Annotated in this window: 18 protein-coding genes; 8 read left to right on the top strand and 10 right to left on the bottom strand. The window is 74.8% G+C overall.

All coding sequences use genetic code 11. From position 1 onward, the window contains the following. Positions 1–21 precede the first annotated feature (21 nt). Positions 22–1,074 (top strand): s-methyl-5-thioribose-1-phosphate isomerase, encoded by a 1,053-nt coding sequence (locus ABD976_RS21940; protein ID WP_345366179.1) that lies wholly within the window; start codon positions 22–24, stop codon positions 1,072–1,074. On the opposite strand, the gene ABD976_RS21935 is transcribed toward ABD976_RS21940, so the two are convergent. Both ABD976_RS21935 and map read right to left on the bottom strand, forming a co-directional pair. Continuing rightward, complete coding sequence (locus ABD976_RS21935; protein WP_345366177.1) at positions 1,075–2,028, bottom strand: DUF5996 family protein; 954 nt, start codon at positions 2,026–2,028, stop codon at positions 1,075–1,077. Positions 2,029–2,119: 91 nt separating this feature from the next. Continuing rightward, the gene (map, locus tag ABD976_RS21930; RefSeq protein ID WP_345366175.1) at positions 2,120–2,887 is read right to left on the bottom strand and encodes a type I methionyl aminopeptidase; all 768 of its coding nucleotides are present in this window, start codon (positions 2,885–2,887) and stop codon (positions 2,120–2,122) included. Between the two features lie 357 nt (positions 2,888–3,244). Between map and ABD976_RS21925 the strand changes: the two genes are divergently transcribed. Beyond that, on the top strand, positions 3,245–3,811 hold the full coding sequence (locus ABD976_RS21925) for a hypothetical protein (protein ID WP_345366173.1): 567 nt from the start codon (positions 3,245–3,247) through the stop codon (positions 3,809–3,811). Next, positions 3,805–4,614 (top strand): hypothetical protein, encoded by an 810-nt coding sequence (locus ABD976_RS21920; RefSeq protein WP_345366171.1) that lies wholly within the window; start codon positions 3,805–3,807, stop codon positions 4,612–4,614. The genes ABD976_RS21925 and ABD976_RS21920 overlap by 7 nt, the downstream gene beginning before the upstream one ends. A gap of 36 nt (positions 4,615–4,650) precedes the next feature. On the opposite strand, the gene ABD976_RS21915 is transcribed toward ABD976_RS21920, so the two are convergent. Then, complete coding sequence (locus ABD976_RS21915; protein WP_345366169.1) at positions 4,651–5,436, bottom strand: MBL fold metallo-hydrolase; 786 nt, start codon at positions 5,434–5,436, stop codon at positions 4,651–4,653. A 118-nt stretch (positions 5,437–5,554) separates the two neighbouring features. On the opposite strand from ABD976_RS21915, the gene ABD976_RS21910 reads away from it, so the two are divergent. Then, entirely contained in the window at positions 5,555–6,148 is a 594-nt protein-coding gene (locus ABD976_RS21910) for an ABATE domain-containing protein (protein ID WP_345366167.1), read from the top strand. A gap of 79 nt (positions 6,149–6,227) precedes the next feature. Here the strand turns inward: ABD976_RS21910 and ABD976_RS21905 are convergent, their stop codons facing one another. The 3 genes from ABD976_RS21905 to ABD976_RS21895 form a co-directional block, all read right to left on the bottom strand. Next, positions 6,228–6,674, bottom strand: a complete 447-nt coding sequence (locus tag ABD976_RS21905) for a DUF6314 family protein (RefSeq protein ID WP_345366165.1) — start codon at positions 6,672–6,674, stop codon at positions 6,228–6,230. A 4-nt stretch (positions 6,675–6,678) separates the two neighbouring features. Next, positions 6,679–7,365 carry a histidine phosphatase family protein gene (locus ABD976_RS21900; protein WP_345366163.1) on the bottom strand — a complete coding sequence of 229 codons (687 nt, stop codon included), beginning with the start codon at positions 7,363–7,365 and terminating at the stop codon, positions 6,679–6,681. An 81-nt stretch (positions 7,366–7,446) separates the two neighbouring features. Then, complete coding sequence (locus tag ABD976_RS21895) at positions 7,447–8,277, bottom strand: undecaprenyl-diphosphate phosphatase (protein ID WP_345366161.1); 831 nt, start codon at positions 8,275–8,277, stop codon at positions 7,447–7,449. A 267-nt stretch (positions 8,278–8,544) separates the two neighbouring features. Between ABD976_RS21895 and ABD976_RS21890 the strand changes: the two genes are divergently transcribed. From ABD976_RS21890 to ABD976_RS21880, 3 genes are all read left to right on the top strand, one after another. Further along, entirely contained in the window at positions 8,545–9,501 is a 957-nt protein-coding gene (locus ABD976_RS21890; protein WP_345366159.1) for an aldo/keto reductase, read from the top strand. Between the two features lie 118 nt (positions 9,502–9,619). After that, complete coding sequence (locus ABD976_RS21885) at positions 9,620–10,597, top strand: YncE family protein (RefSeq protein WP_345366157.1); 978 nt, start codon at positions 9,620–9,622, stop codon at positions 10,595–10,597. Next, complete coding sequence (locus ABD976_RS21880; protein ID WP_345366155.1) at positions 10,594–10,803, top strand: DUF5703 family protein; 210 nt, start codon at positions 10,594–10,596, stop codon at positions 10,801–10,803. Before ABD976_RS21885 ends, ABD976_RS21880 begins: the two co-directional genes overlap by 4 nt. Here the strand turns inward: ABD976_RS21880 and lplAB are convergent, their stop codons facing one another. After that, positions 10,804–11,853 (bottom strand): lipoate-protein ligase LplAB, encoded by a 1,050-nt coding sequence (gene lplAB / locus ABD976_RS21875; RefSeq protein ID WP_345366153.1) that lies wholly within the window; start codon positions 11,851–11,853, stop codon positions 10,804–10,806. 351 nt (positions 11,854–12,204) lie between these two features. On the opposite strand from lplAB, the gene ABD976_RS21870 reads away from it, so the two are divergent. Further along, entirely contained in the window at positions 12,205–12,342 is a 138-nt protein-coding gene (locus ABD976_RS21870) for a hypothetical protein (protein WP_345366151.1), read from the top strand. Between the two features lie 88 nt (positions 12,343–12,430). Here the strand turns inward: ABD976_RS21870 and ABD976_RS21865 are convergent, their stop codons facing one another. From ABD976_RS21865 to ABD976_RS21855, 3 genes are all read right to left on the bottom strand, one after another. Then, positions 12,431–12,982: a dihydrofolate reductase family protein gene (locus tag ABD976_RS21865; protein WP_345366149.1), complete on the bottom strand. Its 552-nt coding sequence runs from the start codon at positions 12,980–12,982 to the stop codon at positions 12,431–12,433. A gap of 73 nt (positions 12,983–13,055) precedes the next feature. After that, a complete protein-coding gene (locus tag ABD976_RS21860) occupies positions 13,056–13,466 on the bottom strand; it encodes a MarR family winged helix-turn-helix transcriptional regulator (RefSeq protein WP_345366147.1) in 411 nt (136 codons plus the stop codon). Between the two features lie 156 nt (positions 13,467–13,622). After that, positions 13,623–15,194 carry an FAD-dependent oxidoreductase gene (locus ABD976_RS21855; RefSeq protein WP_345366145.1) on the bottom strand — a complete coding sequence of 524 codons (1,572 nt, stop codon included), beginning with the start codon at positions 15,192–15,194 and terminating at the stop codon, positions 13,623–13,625. Positions 15,195–15,199 lie beyond the last annotated feature (5 nt).

Raw genomic sequence — 15,199 nt, 5'->3', positions numbered from 1 at the left:
TCACCCGGACGAGGACGACCGATGGTGCCTGCTTCCGCCCACCCCGAACTGCCCGTGCTGGCCGACAGCGTCCGCCTGGCCGACGACGGCGTGCACCTGCTGGACCGCCGGGTGTTCCCGTTCCAGCGGACCTGGGTGCTCGCCCGCACCCCCGATGAGGTCGCCGAGGCCATCCGCGACATGGTCACCCAGTCCTCCGGGCCCTACTTCGCTGTGCTGTGGGGCATGGTGCTGGCCGCCCGCGACACCGGCGGCACCGACCCGGCCACCGCCCGCCGCGCCCTGGAACGCGCCGGTGAGCGGTTCATCGCCACGCGCCCCACCAACGACCAGCCGCGCCGCGCCGTGGCGAAGGTGCTGGCGGCCGTCGACGAGGCCCTCGACGCCGGGGACACCGAGGTGGCCGCCGCCGCCGAACGCGGGGCCCGCGCCGCCGACACCGACTACCGCCGCCGCAGCACCGACATGGGCACCGCGGCGGCCGCCCTGTTCGGGGACCGGGCGCGGGTGCTCACCCACTGCTTCGGCGACCTCTACCTCGTCGGGCTGGTGCGGGCGCTGCTGCGGCGCGGCGCGGACGTGTCGTTCGTGTGCACCGAAACCCGCCCCTACCTGCAAGGCGCCCGGCTCACCGCGGAAACGCTCGCCGAGATGGGCGTGCCGACCACGCTGGTCACCGACGGGATGCCCGCCGCGCTGCTGCGCGCCGGGGAGATCGACGCGGTGGTCACCGCCAGCGACCGCGTCACGATGGACGGTCACGTCATCAACAAGGTCGGCACCCTGGGGCTGGCGGTGGCGGCCCGCGCCTTCGACGTGCCCTTCCACGCCCTGTGCCACGCCCCCGACCCCGACGCCGCCACCGGCGCCGACGTGCCCATCGAGTACCGCGACGGCGACGAGGTGCTGCACACCCTCGGCGCCCGCACCGCCAGCGACCGCGTCACCGGCCGCTACCCGGCCTTCGACGTCACCGACCCGGAGTTCGTCACCACCATCGCCACCGACCGCGGCACGTTCGCCCCGCACCAGGTGCACCGCTACTGGGCGGCCGCGCGGGCGCGGGCGAGCTGATCAGCGCGGCGAAGCGCGCCGCAGCGGGTCGTCCTCCAGCGCCTGCCGGTCCCACCGCCCGGCCTCGGCGACCGCCGCGTAGGTGGTCTGCAGGAACTCCAGCAGCGCGCTCCGCGGGTCGGTCGCCGACCGCACCGCCTGGTAGGGCAGGAGGAACTCCCCGACCTGCTGGTCGTAGCCGGCCGCGGCCGGTTCCACGGGCCGTTCGGCGTAGCCGGGCGGCTCCGGGTAGGCGTAGGAGTAGAAGGTGCCTTCCGCGCTGCCGCCGGGCCAGAACCCGGCGCTGCTGAGCTCGTGGGAGTAGCCCTCCACCAGCACCCAGTCCGCGCAGTGCGGCGCCCCGCCCGGGTGCCGCGGCGCCGGGCGGCCGGAGAACCGCGTGGTGGCCAGGTCCATCGCTCCCCAGAAGAAGTGCACCGGGCTGACCTTGCCGATGAACCGGGCCCGGAACTCGGTGAAGACCTGCTGCACCGCCACGAGCTGCTTCCAGAACAGGTGCGCCTGCCCGGCGTCGTAGGTGCCGTGCTGGGTGTCGCGCGGGAACGGGATCGCCTCGGTGACCTCGGTGGGGGTGGTGTCGATGCGCACCGGCATGTCCAGTTCGGCCAGCACGTCCAGCACCCGCTGGTAGAACGCCGCGACCGGCTGCGACTCCAGCACCAGGTGCCGGGTCGTGCCCGCGCTGGAACGCAGGTGCAGCTCGTGGTCCCAGAAGTCGAACTCGATCTCCAGCAGCCTGCCCCGGTGCGGCATCGGCGAGGTCGTCAGGCCCCGCGCGGAGACGTAGAGGGGGACCTGCCACCAGTGGTTGACCATCGGGCCGAGCGCCAGCCGGACCTTGCCGATGACCTGCATCCACATGTGCAGCGTCCGGCGGGTCTCGGCCCAGTCGTCCACGCGCAGCACCGGCCAGTCCACGCCGGTGCTGGTGACGCTGCTGCGGGTGCCGGTCATGCTCGGCGCCTCCTGTCGGGCGGGAACCGCGGGCCAGGCCATCGTCACCCCACCTGCCGGGCCGCGCAGCACGTCCGGGCCGCACAGCAGGTCAGGGCAGCGTCAGCACCCGGGGCCCTTCGGCGGTGATCGCCACGGTGTGCTCGACGTGCGCGGCGCGGGACTCGTCGTCGGTGAACAACGTCCACCCGTCGGCCCCGTCGCGCAGCGCGTCGGCACCCCCGGCCAGGAAGATCGGTTCGAGCGCCAGCACCAGGCCCGGCCGCAGCGGCGGACCGGCCCCGGGGGCGCCGTCGTTGGGCACGAACGGCGCCTCGTGCATCTCCCGGCCCACCCCGTGCCCGCCGACCGGGGCGGGGATGCCGTACCCGGCGCTGCGCCCGACGATGCCGACGGCGTGCGAGATGTCCCCGACGCGCCCGCCGGGCTGGGCGGCGGCGATGCCGTCGGTCAGCGCCTGCTCGGCCGTGGCCAGCAGCACCTCGTCGCGGGGGTCGGGGGTGCCGGTGGTGAAGGTGATCGCCGCGTCGGCGCACCAGCCCTCCAGCCGGGCCCCGCAGTCGATGCTCACCAGGTCGCCGTCGGCCAGCCGCAGCGGACCCGGGATGCCGTGCACGACCGCGTCGTTGACCGACGCGCAGATCACCCCCGGGAACGGGCTCGGCGCCCACCGGGGCTGGTAGCCGAGGAACAGCGGCTGCGCCCCGGCGTCGTCGATGACCGCGCGGGCCACGGCGTCGAGCTCGCCGGTGCTGATCCCCGGCGCGGCGTGCTCGCGGACCGCGTGCAGCGCGCGGGCCACGACGCGCCCCGCTTCGCGCATCACGTCGAGCTCCCCGGAGCTCTTGAGTTCGATCAACGTGCCACCCCCGCCACGGACCCTACCGAGCCGCCCCCGGGGCCGCGCCGGGACGTCGGCGACCTCAAGTCGGCCTCATGCCCGGCTCAACGCCCGCTGCCCCCGCGCCCGGTGCGCTCCGCTGTGGACGGTGCCCGCGGCGGCCGCGCACGCGGCGTGTCCGGCTCGCTGTGCACTGTGGATGCCGCCGCGGGTGGGCGGGTTCACAGCGGCGCCGTTCCCGCCGGGCACGCCGCCGCCGGCCCCTGGTGCGGCTGTCGCGGCGGTGACGGGGAGGACTCGGATTCGTTACGATCCACCGGCCAGGTCGGGGACAACGCGAAACGCACATCGGCATCGCCGAACGAGGAGAACGAGTTGCCCGCCGACCATCCCGATCAGCTCCGCCGCTGGTGGTGGAGGACACCGCTGGCCGCGCGCCTGCTGCCCGCGGTGGCGCTGCTGACCGCCACCGGCGCCAGCGCGCTGGTGGCCCTGCCCGACAGCCCCCGCCCCACCGCGGCGCCGGCCGTCCCGGCACCGGCGCCCGCCCCGGGCCCGGTCGCGGGGACCACGACCACCGGCGCGCCGAGCAGCACCGCACCGCCGGCCCCGGCCACCAGCACCGAGGACACCTCCACCAGCGAGGTGCCGTCGACGACCGGCGACGACTCGTCCGAACCGACCACGACCCCACCGCCGCCGTCCCCGCCCGCCCCGGCTCCCCCACCGGCGCCGCTGCCGCCGCGCGAGGACGACACCCCGGAGACCTCGACGACGACCACGACGTCCAGCGGCGACGACGACGAGGACGAGGGGGTGCGGGTGGTCCGCGAAGGCCAGCGCTGCGACCGCGAAGGCGACAGCGCCGTGCTGCGTTCCGGGGCGGCCGCGAGCTGCCAGCGCGACGACGACGGCGACCTGGAGTGGACCGGACGATGGTGAACCGCGATGACGAACTGCCCACCGACCGGCTGCCGGTGAGCGCGCTGCTGGCCGACGAGCCGCGACCCGACGCCGCCGGTGACCTGCGGCTGACCATGCTCAGCAACCTGCTCGACCCCGACGCGGCCCGCGAGCGGCTCGACGTGCCGCTGGCCGTGCCCCCGGACAACCCCTCGACCGCCCGCACCACCGAGATCCCCCGCCTCCCCGGCCCGCCGCCGGAGCGCCTCGCGGACGAGCCACCGGCGGCGGCCCGCGCCCGCGCCGACGCCGTCGCCGACACCACCGAGATCCGGCTCCTCGAGGACGAGGACGTCGACGGGGGCCGGGGCCTGGTCGACGACACCGGTGGGGACGACTACGGCGAGCACGACACCACCCGCCCCCGCGCCCGCGGCACCCGCCGCGACGGCACCATCCGCACCACCGGCTGGCTGCAACTGGGCCGCTGGCCGGTGAGTTCCGGGTGGTGGGCGCTGCTCGGCGGCCTGGCCGCGGGGCTGGCGCTGAGCGGCTTCACCCCGTGGGCGGTTCCGGTGCTGGCGCTGGCGGGCTGGACCTGCTGGCGGGTGGCGACCCGCTGGGTGTGGCCGTCCTCCACCGCCGTCAACGTCGACCGGGTCCCCGCCGAAGACCTCGAACCGGGCACCGAGGTGCGCCTGTTCGGCCCGATCGGGCCCGTCGGTGTCGTCGACCAGGTCACCCCCACCCGCTACGACCAGGTGCTGGTGCGCTTCACCGGCGGCACCCAGCGGTTCCTGCCCACCGGCACCCGCTGCCACGTCGTCGACCTCCGCGACTGACGCTCGTCCCGCTCCGGGCGGGCGCGGCGCGGGTGGTCAGCTGTCGCGGCCCCAGTCGAGGCGGGCGGCGAGGCCGGCCGCGGTGAAGGTGGACTCCAGTTCGTCGCGGCCTTCGGTGAAGTGGGCCCAGCCGTCGTAGTGGACGGGCACGACGCGGCGGGCCCCGAGGAGCTGGGCGGCCTCGGCGGCCTGGGCGCTGTCGAGGACGAGCGGCTCACCGCCGAAGAGGGCGGCGGAGCGCGGTGCCCCGGCGAACAGGAGGGCGGTGTCCACCGGGCCGAAGCGCTCGGCGATCTGGCGAACCGCGTCGAGCGAGGCGTTGTCCCCGCTGATGTAGACCGTCGGCAGGCCCTCCCCGGTCAGGACGAAGCCGACGACCTGCCCGGCGATCGGCTCGACGTCCTCGCGGTCGCCGGGACCGTGGATGGCGGGCACGCCCGTCGCCGTGATCGTGCCGCCGCCGGGGCGGTCCAGTTCGACGGACTCCCAGTCGGCCAGCCCGCGGGCCCGGTCCCCGAGGCGTTGCCCGCCGCCGGGGGTGGTGAGGGTGAGCGGGACCTCGGCCAGCAGCGCACGGCCGGAGTCGTCGAGGTTGTCGGTGTGCTCGTCGTGGGAGAGCAGGACCACGTCCACCCGGCCGAGGTCGGCCGGGCCGCTTTCCGGCGGGGCCGTCTTGGTCAGCGACGGCCCGTCCGGTGCCGGGTAGTCGCCGGGGGCGTCGAAGGTCGGGTCGGTCAGGAAGCGCAGGCCGCCGTACTCGAACAGGGCGGTCGGGCCGCCGAAGACGCGGACGGGGAACTGCGGGGCGCCGGATGAAGACATGGAAGAACCTCTCACGGATGCACAAGTTGAAAACGTGAGAGCCACGCTAGCCAGCGTCACGTATGAACGCAAATGAAGCGTGATACTCATGGATGGAGGTGGGTGTACCATGAGTGGCATGGAGGAGATCGCGTCCGTCGAGACCGGCTTGCCGCCCGCCCCGGGGGCGCAGCGATACCTCTCCCTCGCACTGGCCAACAGCTCCGTCGCGCTGCCCGGCGGGCACTCCGTCGACCTGCTCGGCAGTCCCGCCGCGGCCAACGAGTGGTTGTCCGAACGCGACCTCGCGCCGGCCGGGACGGACCTGCGGGAGATGTGCGCCGGCCAGCTGCGCGTCCTGCGCGAGCAGGTGCGGGCGCTGTTCGCCTCCCGCGCGGCCGGTCTGCCCGCGCTGCCTGCCGCCGTGTCCGCGCTCAACGACGCGCTGACCAGGGTGCCGAGCGCTCCGCTGCTGCACTGGGACGACACGACCGGTCCTTACCGGGCGGCGCCGCACCCCACCACGCAGGTCGTCGAGCACGCCCTGGCGACGCTGGCCGCCGACGCGGCCGACCTGCTCACCGGCCCCGACGCCGAACGCCTCACCGCCTGCGGCTCCAGCCCCTGCAACCGGTTCCTGCTCCGGCACGGCCGCCGCCACTGGTGCTCCACCCGCTGCGGCGACCGCGCCCGCGCCGCCCGCGCCTACACCCGCCGGCGCGCGGCGGACTGACCGTCCCAGCGCCGTTCCACCCCGCCCCCCGGCGCCGGGCGACCGGCGGCGGGTGCTGCTCGGGGCCGCCGCCGGGTGGTCAGCTCTCGTCGTGCGGGCAGCGGTGCAGCCAGGTGGTGAGCACGTGGTCCTTCGCCGGGCCGGTCACGGTCCACCGCTGCCACCAGCGGTCGGCGTCGACCACCTCGAACTCCCCCCGGTAGCGGTCGGCGCGGCACGGGTGTTCGGCGCCGCACCGCCCGGGACGCAGGTCCAGGTCGTGGAAGAACCCGCCGTACCCGAAGTGCACCCGCGCCTGCCCGGGGCCGGTGAGCTCGTAGCGGAGGTGGCGCGACGCCGGGCCCTCGTGCTGGCCCAGCCGCAGTGCGCCGCGTTCCCGGTAGTCCAGCCACCCCGCTTCGGCGGCGGTGAAGCAGCCGTGCCCGGTGAAGGTGCCCAGCAGCCGCCCGGCGGGGTCGGTGATGCGGCGCCGCAGCTCCCACCGGCCGGTCAGGAACTGCGGCAGGTCCGGTACCGGCCGCGGCACCGGGTCACTCCGGGGTGCCGGTCGAGCCGCCCACCACCGCGTCCGACGCGGGGTGCTCCGGCGGCACCAGCCCCGACAGGTCCGTGCCGGTGTCGTTGACCTTGAGCACGAACGGGCGGGTCTCGGTGAAGCGCACCACGCTCACCGAGCAGGGCTCGACGACGATGCGCTGGAACGCGTCCAGGTGGGTGCCCAGCGCGTCGGCGAGCACCGACTTGATCACGTCGCCGTGGGAGCAGGCCACCCACACCGCCCGTTCCCCGAACTCGCGCTCCACGGCGCGGTCGTGCTCGCGCAGCGCGGCCACCGCCCGCGCCTGCATCTGCGCCAGCCCTTCACCGCCCGGGAACACCGCCGCCGACGGGTGCTGCTGCACCACCTTCCACAGCGGTTCCTCGGTCAGGTCGGCGATGCGGCGCCCGGTCCAGTCGCCGTAGTCGACCTCGGCCAGCCCGGGTTCCTCGACCGGTTCGATCCCGTGCGCGGCGGCCACCCCGGCGGCGGTCTCCTGGCAGCGCTGCAGCGGGGACACCACCACCCGGCGCACCCCGAGCCCGGACAGCCGTTCCGGCAACCCGGCGGCCTGCCCCCGCCCCGTCTCGTCGAGACCCACGCCGGGCGTGCGGCCCGCCAGGGTTCCCGCGCCGTTGGCCGCCGACCGGGCATGTCGCACCAGGATGAGAGTCGCCACGTCGCCGAGGGTAGTCACCGCGCGAACACGACGGCCCGGCCCCCCGAGCGGGGACCGGGCCGCGTTGTCCGAGCGCCGCGGTCAGGGCTGCATGACGCCGAAGCCCAGCAGCGCGAACACCAGCAGACCCAACCCGATCCGGTACCACACGAACAGGTACACGCTGTGCCGCTCCACGTACCGCAGCAGCCAGGCGATGCACGCGTACCCGATCAGGCCGGCCACCAGCGTCGCCACGATCATCTGCGCCCCGGTGGGCTGCAGCCCCGGACCGCCCTCGTCGAACACGTGCGGCAGTTCCGACAGGCCCGCCGCGAACACCGCCGGGATCGCCAGCAGGAAGGAGAACCGCACCGCCGTCGGCCGGTCCAGCCCCAGCGTGAGGCCCGCGGTGATCGTGCCGCCCGACCGCGACACGCCCGGCACCAGCGCCATCGCCTGCGCCACACCCATCACCGCACCGTCGCGCAACGTCAGCTGGTCCTGGCCGCGGCGCTGCTTGCCGTACCGCTCGGCCAGCCCCATCAGCACGCCGAACACGATCAGCATCGCCCCGGTGATCCACAGGCTCCGCAGCGCCGACCGGATGTAGTCCTGGAACAGCAGCCCCAAGACCCCGATCGGGATGCTGCCCACGATCACGTACCACGCCAGCCGGTAGTCCTGCGTCTTGCGCACCTCCGCGTCCACCATGCCGCGGAACCACGTCACCACCAGCCGCACGATGTCCTTGGCGAAGAAGATCACCACCGCCAGCTCCGTGCCGATCTGCGTCACCGCCGTGAACGACGCGCCCGCATCAGCACCGAAGAACAACTCCGACACGATCGCCAGATGACCTGACGAGGAGATCGGCAAGAACTCGGTGAGCCCCTGGACCACGGCCAGCACCATGGCCTGCAACCACGACACGAATCCACTCCCACGATCGAAAGAAACCTGACCACCGGACCTGCGCCGATGCCCCAACCCCGCGCCGAATCTTGCAGCATCGCCCCCACCGGCCGGGCCGCACCCCGCCGGAACCCTCACCGCAGGTCACCCGCGCTCGATCACCGACAGCGACCGCCGCACGCTGCAGGGCGACCCGGTTGTGATCCGGCACACGATCCGTTCGTGGCAGCGACACCCCACCGACCTCACCGCCCGCCACGCCCGCACCGAATACGCTCACCACTCGTGGAACACCGACAGCTCGGGCGCAGCGGACTGCGCGTCTCCCGCCTCGCCCTCGGCACCATGACCTGGGGGCAGGACACCGACGCCGAGCACGCCGCCGAGCAGCTCACCGCCTTCCACGACGCCGGCGGCACCCTCGTCGACACCGCCGACGTCTACCAGGACGGGCACGCCGAGCGGATCCTCGGCGGCCTGCTGCACGACCACGTCCCCCGCGACGAACTCGTCATCGCCACCACCGCCGCCGCCCGCCGCGCCCCCGGCCCCGTCGGCGGCGGCGCCTCCCGCGGTGCCCTGCTCACCGCCCTCGACGGCTCCCTGCGCCGACTGCGCACCGACCACATCGACCTGTGGCAGCTGCACGGCTGGGACGCCACCGTGCCCCTCGACGAAACCCTCGCCGCCGTCGACACCGCCGTCACCAGCGGCAAGGTCCGCTACGCGGGCGTCGCCAACTACACCGGCTGGCAGACCGCCACCGCCGCCGCCCACCAGCGCGCCGCCCCCGGCCGCGCCCCCCTCATCGCCACCCAGGTCGAGTACTCCCTGCTCGAACGCGACGCCGAACGCGAAGTGCTGCCCGCCGCCGCCCACCACGGCCTCGGCGTGCTGGCCTGGGCACCGCTGGGCCGCGGCGTGCTCACCGGCAAGTACCGCAACAGCACCCCGGCCGACTCCCGCGCCGCCACCCCGCACCTGGCCAGCTACGTCGAACACCACCGCACCGAACGCGCCGCCCGCATCGTGCACGCCGTGCTCACCGCCGCCGACGGGCTCGGCACCGCCCCCGCCCACGTCGCCCTCGCCTGGATCCGCGACCGCCCCGGCGTCACCGCCCCGGTCCTCGGCGCCCGCACCGGCCACCAGCTCGGCACCGCGCTGGCCAGCGACGACCTCACCCTGCCCGCCGCCATCCGCGCCGCCCTCGACGACGTCAGCGACCCCGGCGCCGACTAGCCCCGCCAACCCGCACCACCCGCCGCGAGCAACCACCCGACCGGGGCCGCGAAGCCATCGGGGATGCTGGGGAGAGCTGCCCCGCACCCCGCGAGCACCGCGCCAAGGAGGTCCCCCGTTGCGTCGCCTGGTCGTCACCTGTCTGGCCGCGACCCTGCTCACCGGCTGCGGCATGGACGGCGGCGGCGACCCGCTCCAGGTCACCGACACGCTCGTGGCCGCCACCCCGGCCACCTCGCCACCGGTGACCGCCGAGCCCGCGGGCACCACCACCCCCGCGCCCCCGGTGCAGCACCTGGCCTACGACCCGGCCACGCGCACCCTCGTCGCCGCGACCGGCAACGCCCTGCTGCTGCGCACCGACGGGCGGCCCGACCGCACCGTCGCACTGCCCAGCGCCCCCGCCAGCCTCCGCGTCACCGACGGGCACGCCCTGACCGCGCTGCCCGACACCGACCAGGTCGTGCGCACCGACCTGACCACCGCCCGCACCGAGATCACCGACGTGCCCGGCGCCCCCGTCGACGCCCTCGACCTCGACGCGCAGCGGCTGGCCGTGGCCCACCGCGACACCCGCGCCGTCACCATCCGCCAGGACGGGCGCCCCCCGGTCACCTCCGACGGCTTCACCGGGCCCGACCAGCTCATCGCCACCGGCGGAACCCTCCACCTGCTCGACGCCCTCACCACCTCGCTGACCCCCGTCGACACCGCCGACGGCAGCAAGGGCCCCGGGCTGCGCGCCGGGGAAGGCGCCACCCAGGCCACCACCGACCGCTACGGCCGCATCCTCGCCGTGGACACCCGCGGCGGGGAACTGCTCGCCTTCTCCACCGACCCGCTGATCATGAAGCAGCGCTACCCCGTGCCCGGCGCCCCCTACGGCATCGCCTACGACCCCGCCCGCGACCTCGCCTGGATCACCCTCACCGCCACCAACGAGGTCGTCGCCTACGACGTCGCCGGCGGGCAACCCCGCGAGGTCCACCGCCTGCCCACCCTCGGCCAGCCCGACTCGGTGGCCGTGGACCCCGCCACCGGCGCCGTCCACATCGGGTCCGCCACCGGCGGCGGCATCCAGGTGGTGACGCCGTGACGGCCACCGACGACCGCGACTGGGAGTACCGGCCGCTGCGCCTGCCGCCCGGTGTCACCCGCCTCAGCGCCGCCACCCAGCTCAGCATCCACGCGGAGTTCTCCGGCTGGGAGCTCTCCCGCGTGCTGCTCTACGCCGACGGCACCCGCCAGGTGTGGCTGCGGCGCCGCCGCACCACCCCCGGCCTGCCCGGCCTGCCGACCTGATCACGGCACCCGGTGGAGCCACTCCGGGGTGGCGAACTTGGTGTCGATCAGCTCCTGCGCCCGAGCCAGCTCCGGATCGGTCACCGGGCCGTCCACCAGGCCGAACCGCGCCCGGAACCCCTCCACCAGGCGCTCGATGACGACCTCCCGGGCCAGGCCGGTCTGCCGCCGCAGCGGGTCGACCCGCCTGACCGCGCTGGTCACCCCCTTGTCCGACAGCTTCTCCTGCCCGACCCGCAGCACCTCGCCCAGCTTCGCCGCGTCGACGTCGTAGGACATCGTCACGTGGTGCAGCACCGCGCCCGCGGCCACCCGCTTCTGCGCCGCGCCCCCGATCTTGCCGCCGTCGGAGGCGATGTCGTTGAGCGGCTGGTACCACACGTTGAGCCCCAGCTCACCGAGCACGCCCAGCACCCAGTCGTCGAGGAACGCGTAGGAATCGGCGAAGGACATGCCCGCCACCAGCGACGACGGCGCGTACAGCGAGTAGGTCACGGTGTTGCCGGGCTCCACGAACATCGCCCCGCCGCCGGTGACCCGGCGCACCACCTCCACCCCGTGCCGCCGCGCCCCGGCCTCGTCGACCTCGTTGCGCACCGACTGGAAGCTGCCGATGATCACCGCGGGCGAGGCCCACTCCCACAACCGCAGGGTCGGCGGCCGGCGACCCGCCGCGACCTCCTCGGCCAGCGCCTGGTCCAGCGCCATGTGCATCAGCGGCGCGCGCGGGCCCTCCCGCACCAGCGCCCACCGGTGGTCGGTCCACTCCGAGGCCCGCGCCACCGCCCGGCGCACCGCCACGGCCACCGCTTCGGCGCTGAAACCGCCCAGCCGCGCCCCGGCAGGCAGCGCCGCGCGCACCAGCGCCGCCAGCTCCGCGGCGTCGGCCTCCACCGACGCGCCCGCCAGCGCCCCGTTGATCTCCTCCAGCGCCTCGTCGGGCTCCAGGAAGAAATCCCCGCTCAACCGCACTCCGGACAGCCGGTCGTCGACCACGTCGAGGTCGACCACCACGAGCTTGCCGCCCGGAACCTTGTACTCACCGTGCACCGCGCACCTCCTTCCGGCCTCCAGCACAGCACCACCGGCCGCGGCCGGTGCCGCGGCCCCCGGCGAACGGAGCCACCGGAAGGTTTCCCCTCGGCGCGGGCGGCGCCCGGGGGATTTCCCGGGTGGGTGAGCCGGTGGTGGTGGTGTTCTCGGTTCGTGCTGAACCGACGGGAGGCACCATCGTGCAACGTCACCCGAGGTGCGCGGCGTGATCGAAACGTTGTACTGTGATCTGGATCATTCGCCGAGGTCAGCACCCGGCCCCCCGGATCGCACCGGTGATCACCCGAAGGTGCGATCACCCGGAAGTGCGAGCACCATCGGCGCCAGAGCCAGGAGAGGAGCCGCCCCATGACGACCTTCGACCTCCGCACCAGCCCGGAGGACACCTCCGCCCTGGTCGGTGATGTCCCGGTCGCCGACCGAGAACCCACCGAGACCCGCGGCGACCACGACGACGAAAGCCACCTGATCCGCGGCTACGACTGAACCACCGGGCGCCACCCCCGCCCCGCGACACCGGCGGACACCCCGCCCCGACGCCACGGGACAGCGCGGACGCGATCCGCTCCCGGCCTCACCCCGTGGCGTAACGCGACAAGGTGACACCGCTGCGGAAGGACCTCGACTCCAGCAACCGCAGCGACAACGGCACCCCGTCCGGGAACAACCTCCGGCCACGCCCCTGCACCACCGGGTAGACGAACAGCCGGAACTCATCCACCAAGCCCGCCTCGATCAACGCGTGGCACAGCGCGATGCTGCCGGTGACCACGACGTCCCGGCCCGCCCGCTCCTTCACCTCGCGCACCCGCGCCACCGCATCACCGGCGAGCACCTCGGTGCGCTGCCACCCCGGATCCCCCAAGGTCGACGACACCACGTACTTCTGCACCCGGTCCAGGTAGGCGCTGATGCCCGTCGGATCGTCGGTGCGCCCCGGCCAGTACCCGCGCAGATCCTCGAAGGTGCGGCGCCCGACGAGGAACCCGTCGGCGCGCTCGTCCTGGCGGTGCAGCTCCGCCAGCAGATCCTCGGTATCGGCCTGACCCTGCGGGTCGAACCAATCCCCCAACAGCTCGATCGACCCGTCGACGGTGACGTTCTGCGTGATCGCAAGTGTGCGCACGGCCCTCTCCTCCCCACGGTCCTTCCCGAGGGTGGACCAGCACCGGGCCGCGAACTCATCGCAAGCCCCGCACTCACCCCACCGGGGACAGCTTGACCAGCAGGTCGTGGAGCTGCGCCCGCTCCTCCGGCGACAACCGGTCCAGCATCTCCGCATCGACCCGATCGGCCACCGGCGCCGCCGACCGCAACTCGGCGTGCCCCGCAGCGGTGAGCTCGAGCAGCCGACGCCGCCGGTCCCCCGGATCGACGGAACGCCGGAGCAACCCGCGCTCCTCCATGCGCAGCAGCATCGCCGCCAACGTCGCCTTGTCGATCGCCGCCTGGACACCGAGCGCGCTCTGCTCGATGCCCGGCCGCGCCCCGATCACCCGCAGCACCGCGTACTGGGGCTTGGTCAGCTGCGGCAGGCGCGCCTGCCACCGCGCGCTGTGCTCCTGCATCGCGCGGCGCAAGAGGTGGAAGACAGCGGTATCGAGCTGCACGACAACGTCACTCCGGCGGGTAGGTCGGATGCTGGCCCAGCATCGTAATCGGCCCCGCCCGCCCCAAGCGGAGTTCTCCGCGGAGCAGCGTCGACAGCGGCGCGACCTGGTGGCCCGACAGGCTGGGGCCGACCACCGGGCGGCCCCAGCCGCCCCTCACCGCACCCGCCGCACCTTCACCGCGTTGTCCGTGCGCGTGACCACCGCACCGTCCGGCGCCCGCTGCTCGCGCTCGTGCGGACCGCAGCGCAGCACCTCCCACCGGCCCGGCGCCAACTCCAACGACCCCAGCACCTCCTCCGCAGTCGGCAGGTGCACCTCCGCGTGCGCCTCCGGATCCCACGGCGGCGGCCCCTGGTGCCCGACGACCAGCAGCACACCACCCGGCGCCACCGCCTCCGCCGCACGCCGCAGGATCCGCTCCCGCGGCATCCCGCCCCACGTGTGCAGGAAATGCGCCGACACCAGATCGAACTCGCCCTCCGGGAACGACTCCGCCAGATCGTGCCGCTGCCCCTCGACGCGCCCCGCGACACCGGCCTCCGCCGCCGCCCCGGCCACCCGCGCCACCGCGTTCTCCGAGACGTCGACCGCCGTGACCCGCCAGCCCCGCGCGGCCAGCCACACCGCATCACCGCCCTCCCCGCAGCCCAGGTCCAACGCCGACCCCGGCACCAGCTCCGCGACCTCCCGCACCAGCGTCGCGTTCGGATCACCGGTCCAGATCCGGTCCCCACCGCCGTAGCGGTCCTCCCAGTAGGCCCGCACCGCCGCCCGCTGCGCCGCGACCGCCCGCTCGGTGTCCGCCTCGACCAGCTCCGCGTTCAGCGCCGCCGCGGCCTGCACCCCGGCCGCCACCGACCCGACCACCTGGCCGACGATGTCGGACACGTTGCCCGCCACCCGGACCCCCGGCACCCCCGTCGCCCCCGCAGCACCGGGCTCCACGCCGCTGCCCAGGACCACACCACCGCGCTCCTGCGCGACCGGCTCCAGACCCAGCCCCGCCAGCACCTCCGCACGAGCGGTGAACCTCGGCGCCACGACCAGCGCCCGGCACGGCACCACCCGGCCATCAGCCAGCCGCACCCCGCTGAGCCGGTCGCCGGAGACCTCCACCCCGGTCACCTCACCCGGCACCACCGCGACACCCCGCGCCGCCAACCGCTCCCGCTCCGCGTCATCCGGCCCCGGCGCCGTGTGCTCCAGCAGCGTCACGTCCTCGCTCCACTGCCGCCACAGCAACGCCTGGTGCACCGCCATCGGCCCGGTCGCCAGCACACCGATCGGCTCATCCCGGACCTCCCAACCGTGGCAGTACGGGCAGTGCAACACATCCGCACCCCACCGCCGCGCCAGCCCCGGCACCTCCGGCAACTCGTCGACCAACCCGGTGGCCACCAGCAAACGAGCCGCCGACACCGACGAACCGTCGGCCAGCGACACCTCGAAATCCCCGGTGTCCCGCCGCCGCAGCCCGACCACCTCGCCCCGCACGATCTCCCCACCGGCACCGCGCACCTCCGCGCGCCCCCGGGCCAGCAGCTCCGCGGGCGGCAACCCGTCATGCCCCAGGTACCCGTGCACCCCGGCGGCCGGAGCGTTGCGCGGCTCCCCGGCATCGACCACCAGGACCGACCGCCGCGCCCGCGCCAAGGTCAACGCCCCGCCGAGCCCGGCCGCTCCACCGCCCACGACCACCACGTCGAAATACCGCTCGGTCGCCATCCCGC

The organism is Saccharopolyspora cebuensis, from assembly GCF_039542665.1.
Taxonomy (GTDB): domain Bacteria; phylum Actinomycetota; class Actinomycetes; order Mycobacteriales; family Pseudonocardiaceae; genus Saccharopolyspora; species Saccharopolyspora cebuensis.
This window is presented reverse-complemented; position numbering and strand designations above follow the sequence as displayed.

What these genes read in the sequence shown, in the direction of transcription:
- ABD976_RS21940 (WP_345366179.1), top strand. Translation starts at nt 22, where the DNA reads ATGGTGCCTGCTTCCGCCCACCCCGAACTGCCCGTGCTGGCCGACAGC.
- ABD976_RS21935 (WP_345366177.1), bottom strand. Translation starts at nt 2,028, where the DNA reads ATGACCGGCACCCGCAGCAGCGTCACCAGCACCGGCGTGGACTGGCCG.
- ABD976_RS21920 (WP_345366171.1), top strand. Translation starts at nt 3,805, where the DNA reads ATGGTGAACCGCGATGACGAACTGCCCACCGACCGGCTGCCGGTGAGC.
- ABD976_RS21915 (WP_345366169.1), bottom strand. Translation starts at nt 5,436, where the DNA reads ATGTCTTCATCCGGCGCCCCGCAGTTCCCCGTCCGCGTCTTCGGCGGC.
- ABD976_RS21910 (WP_345366167.1), top strand. Translation starts at nt 5,555, where the DNA reads ATGGAGGAGATCGCGTCCGTCGAGACCGGCTTGCCGCCCGCCCCGGGG.
- ABD976_RS21870 (WP_345366151.1), top strand. Translation starts at nt 12,205, where the DNA reads ATGACGACCTTCGACCTCCGCACCAGCCCGGAGGACACCTCCGCCCTG.
- ABD976_RS21855 (WP_345366145.1), bottom strand. Translation starts at nt 15,194, where the DNA reads ATGGCGACCGAGCGGTATTTCGACGTGGTGGTCGTGGGCGGTGGAGCG.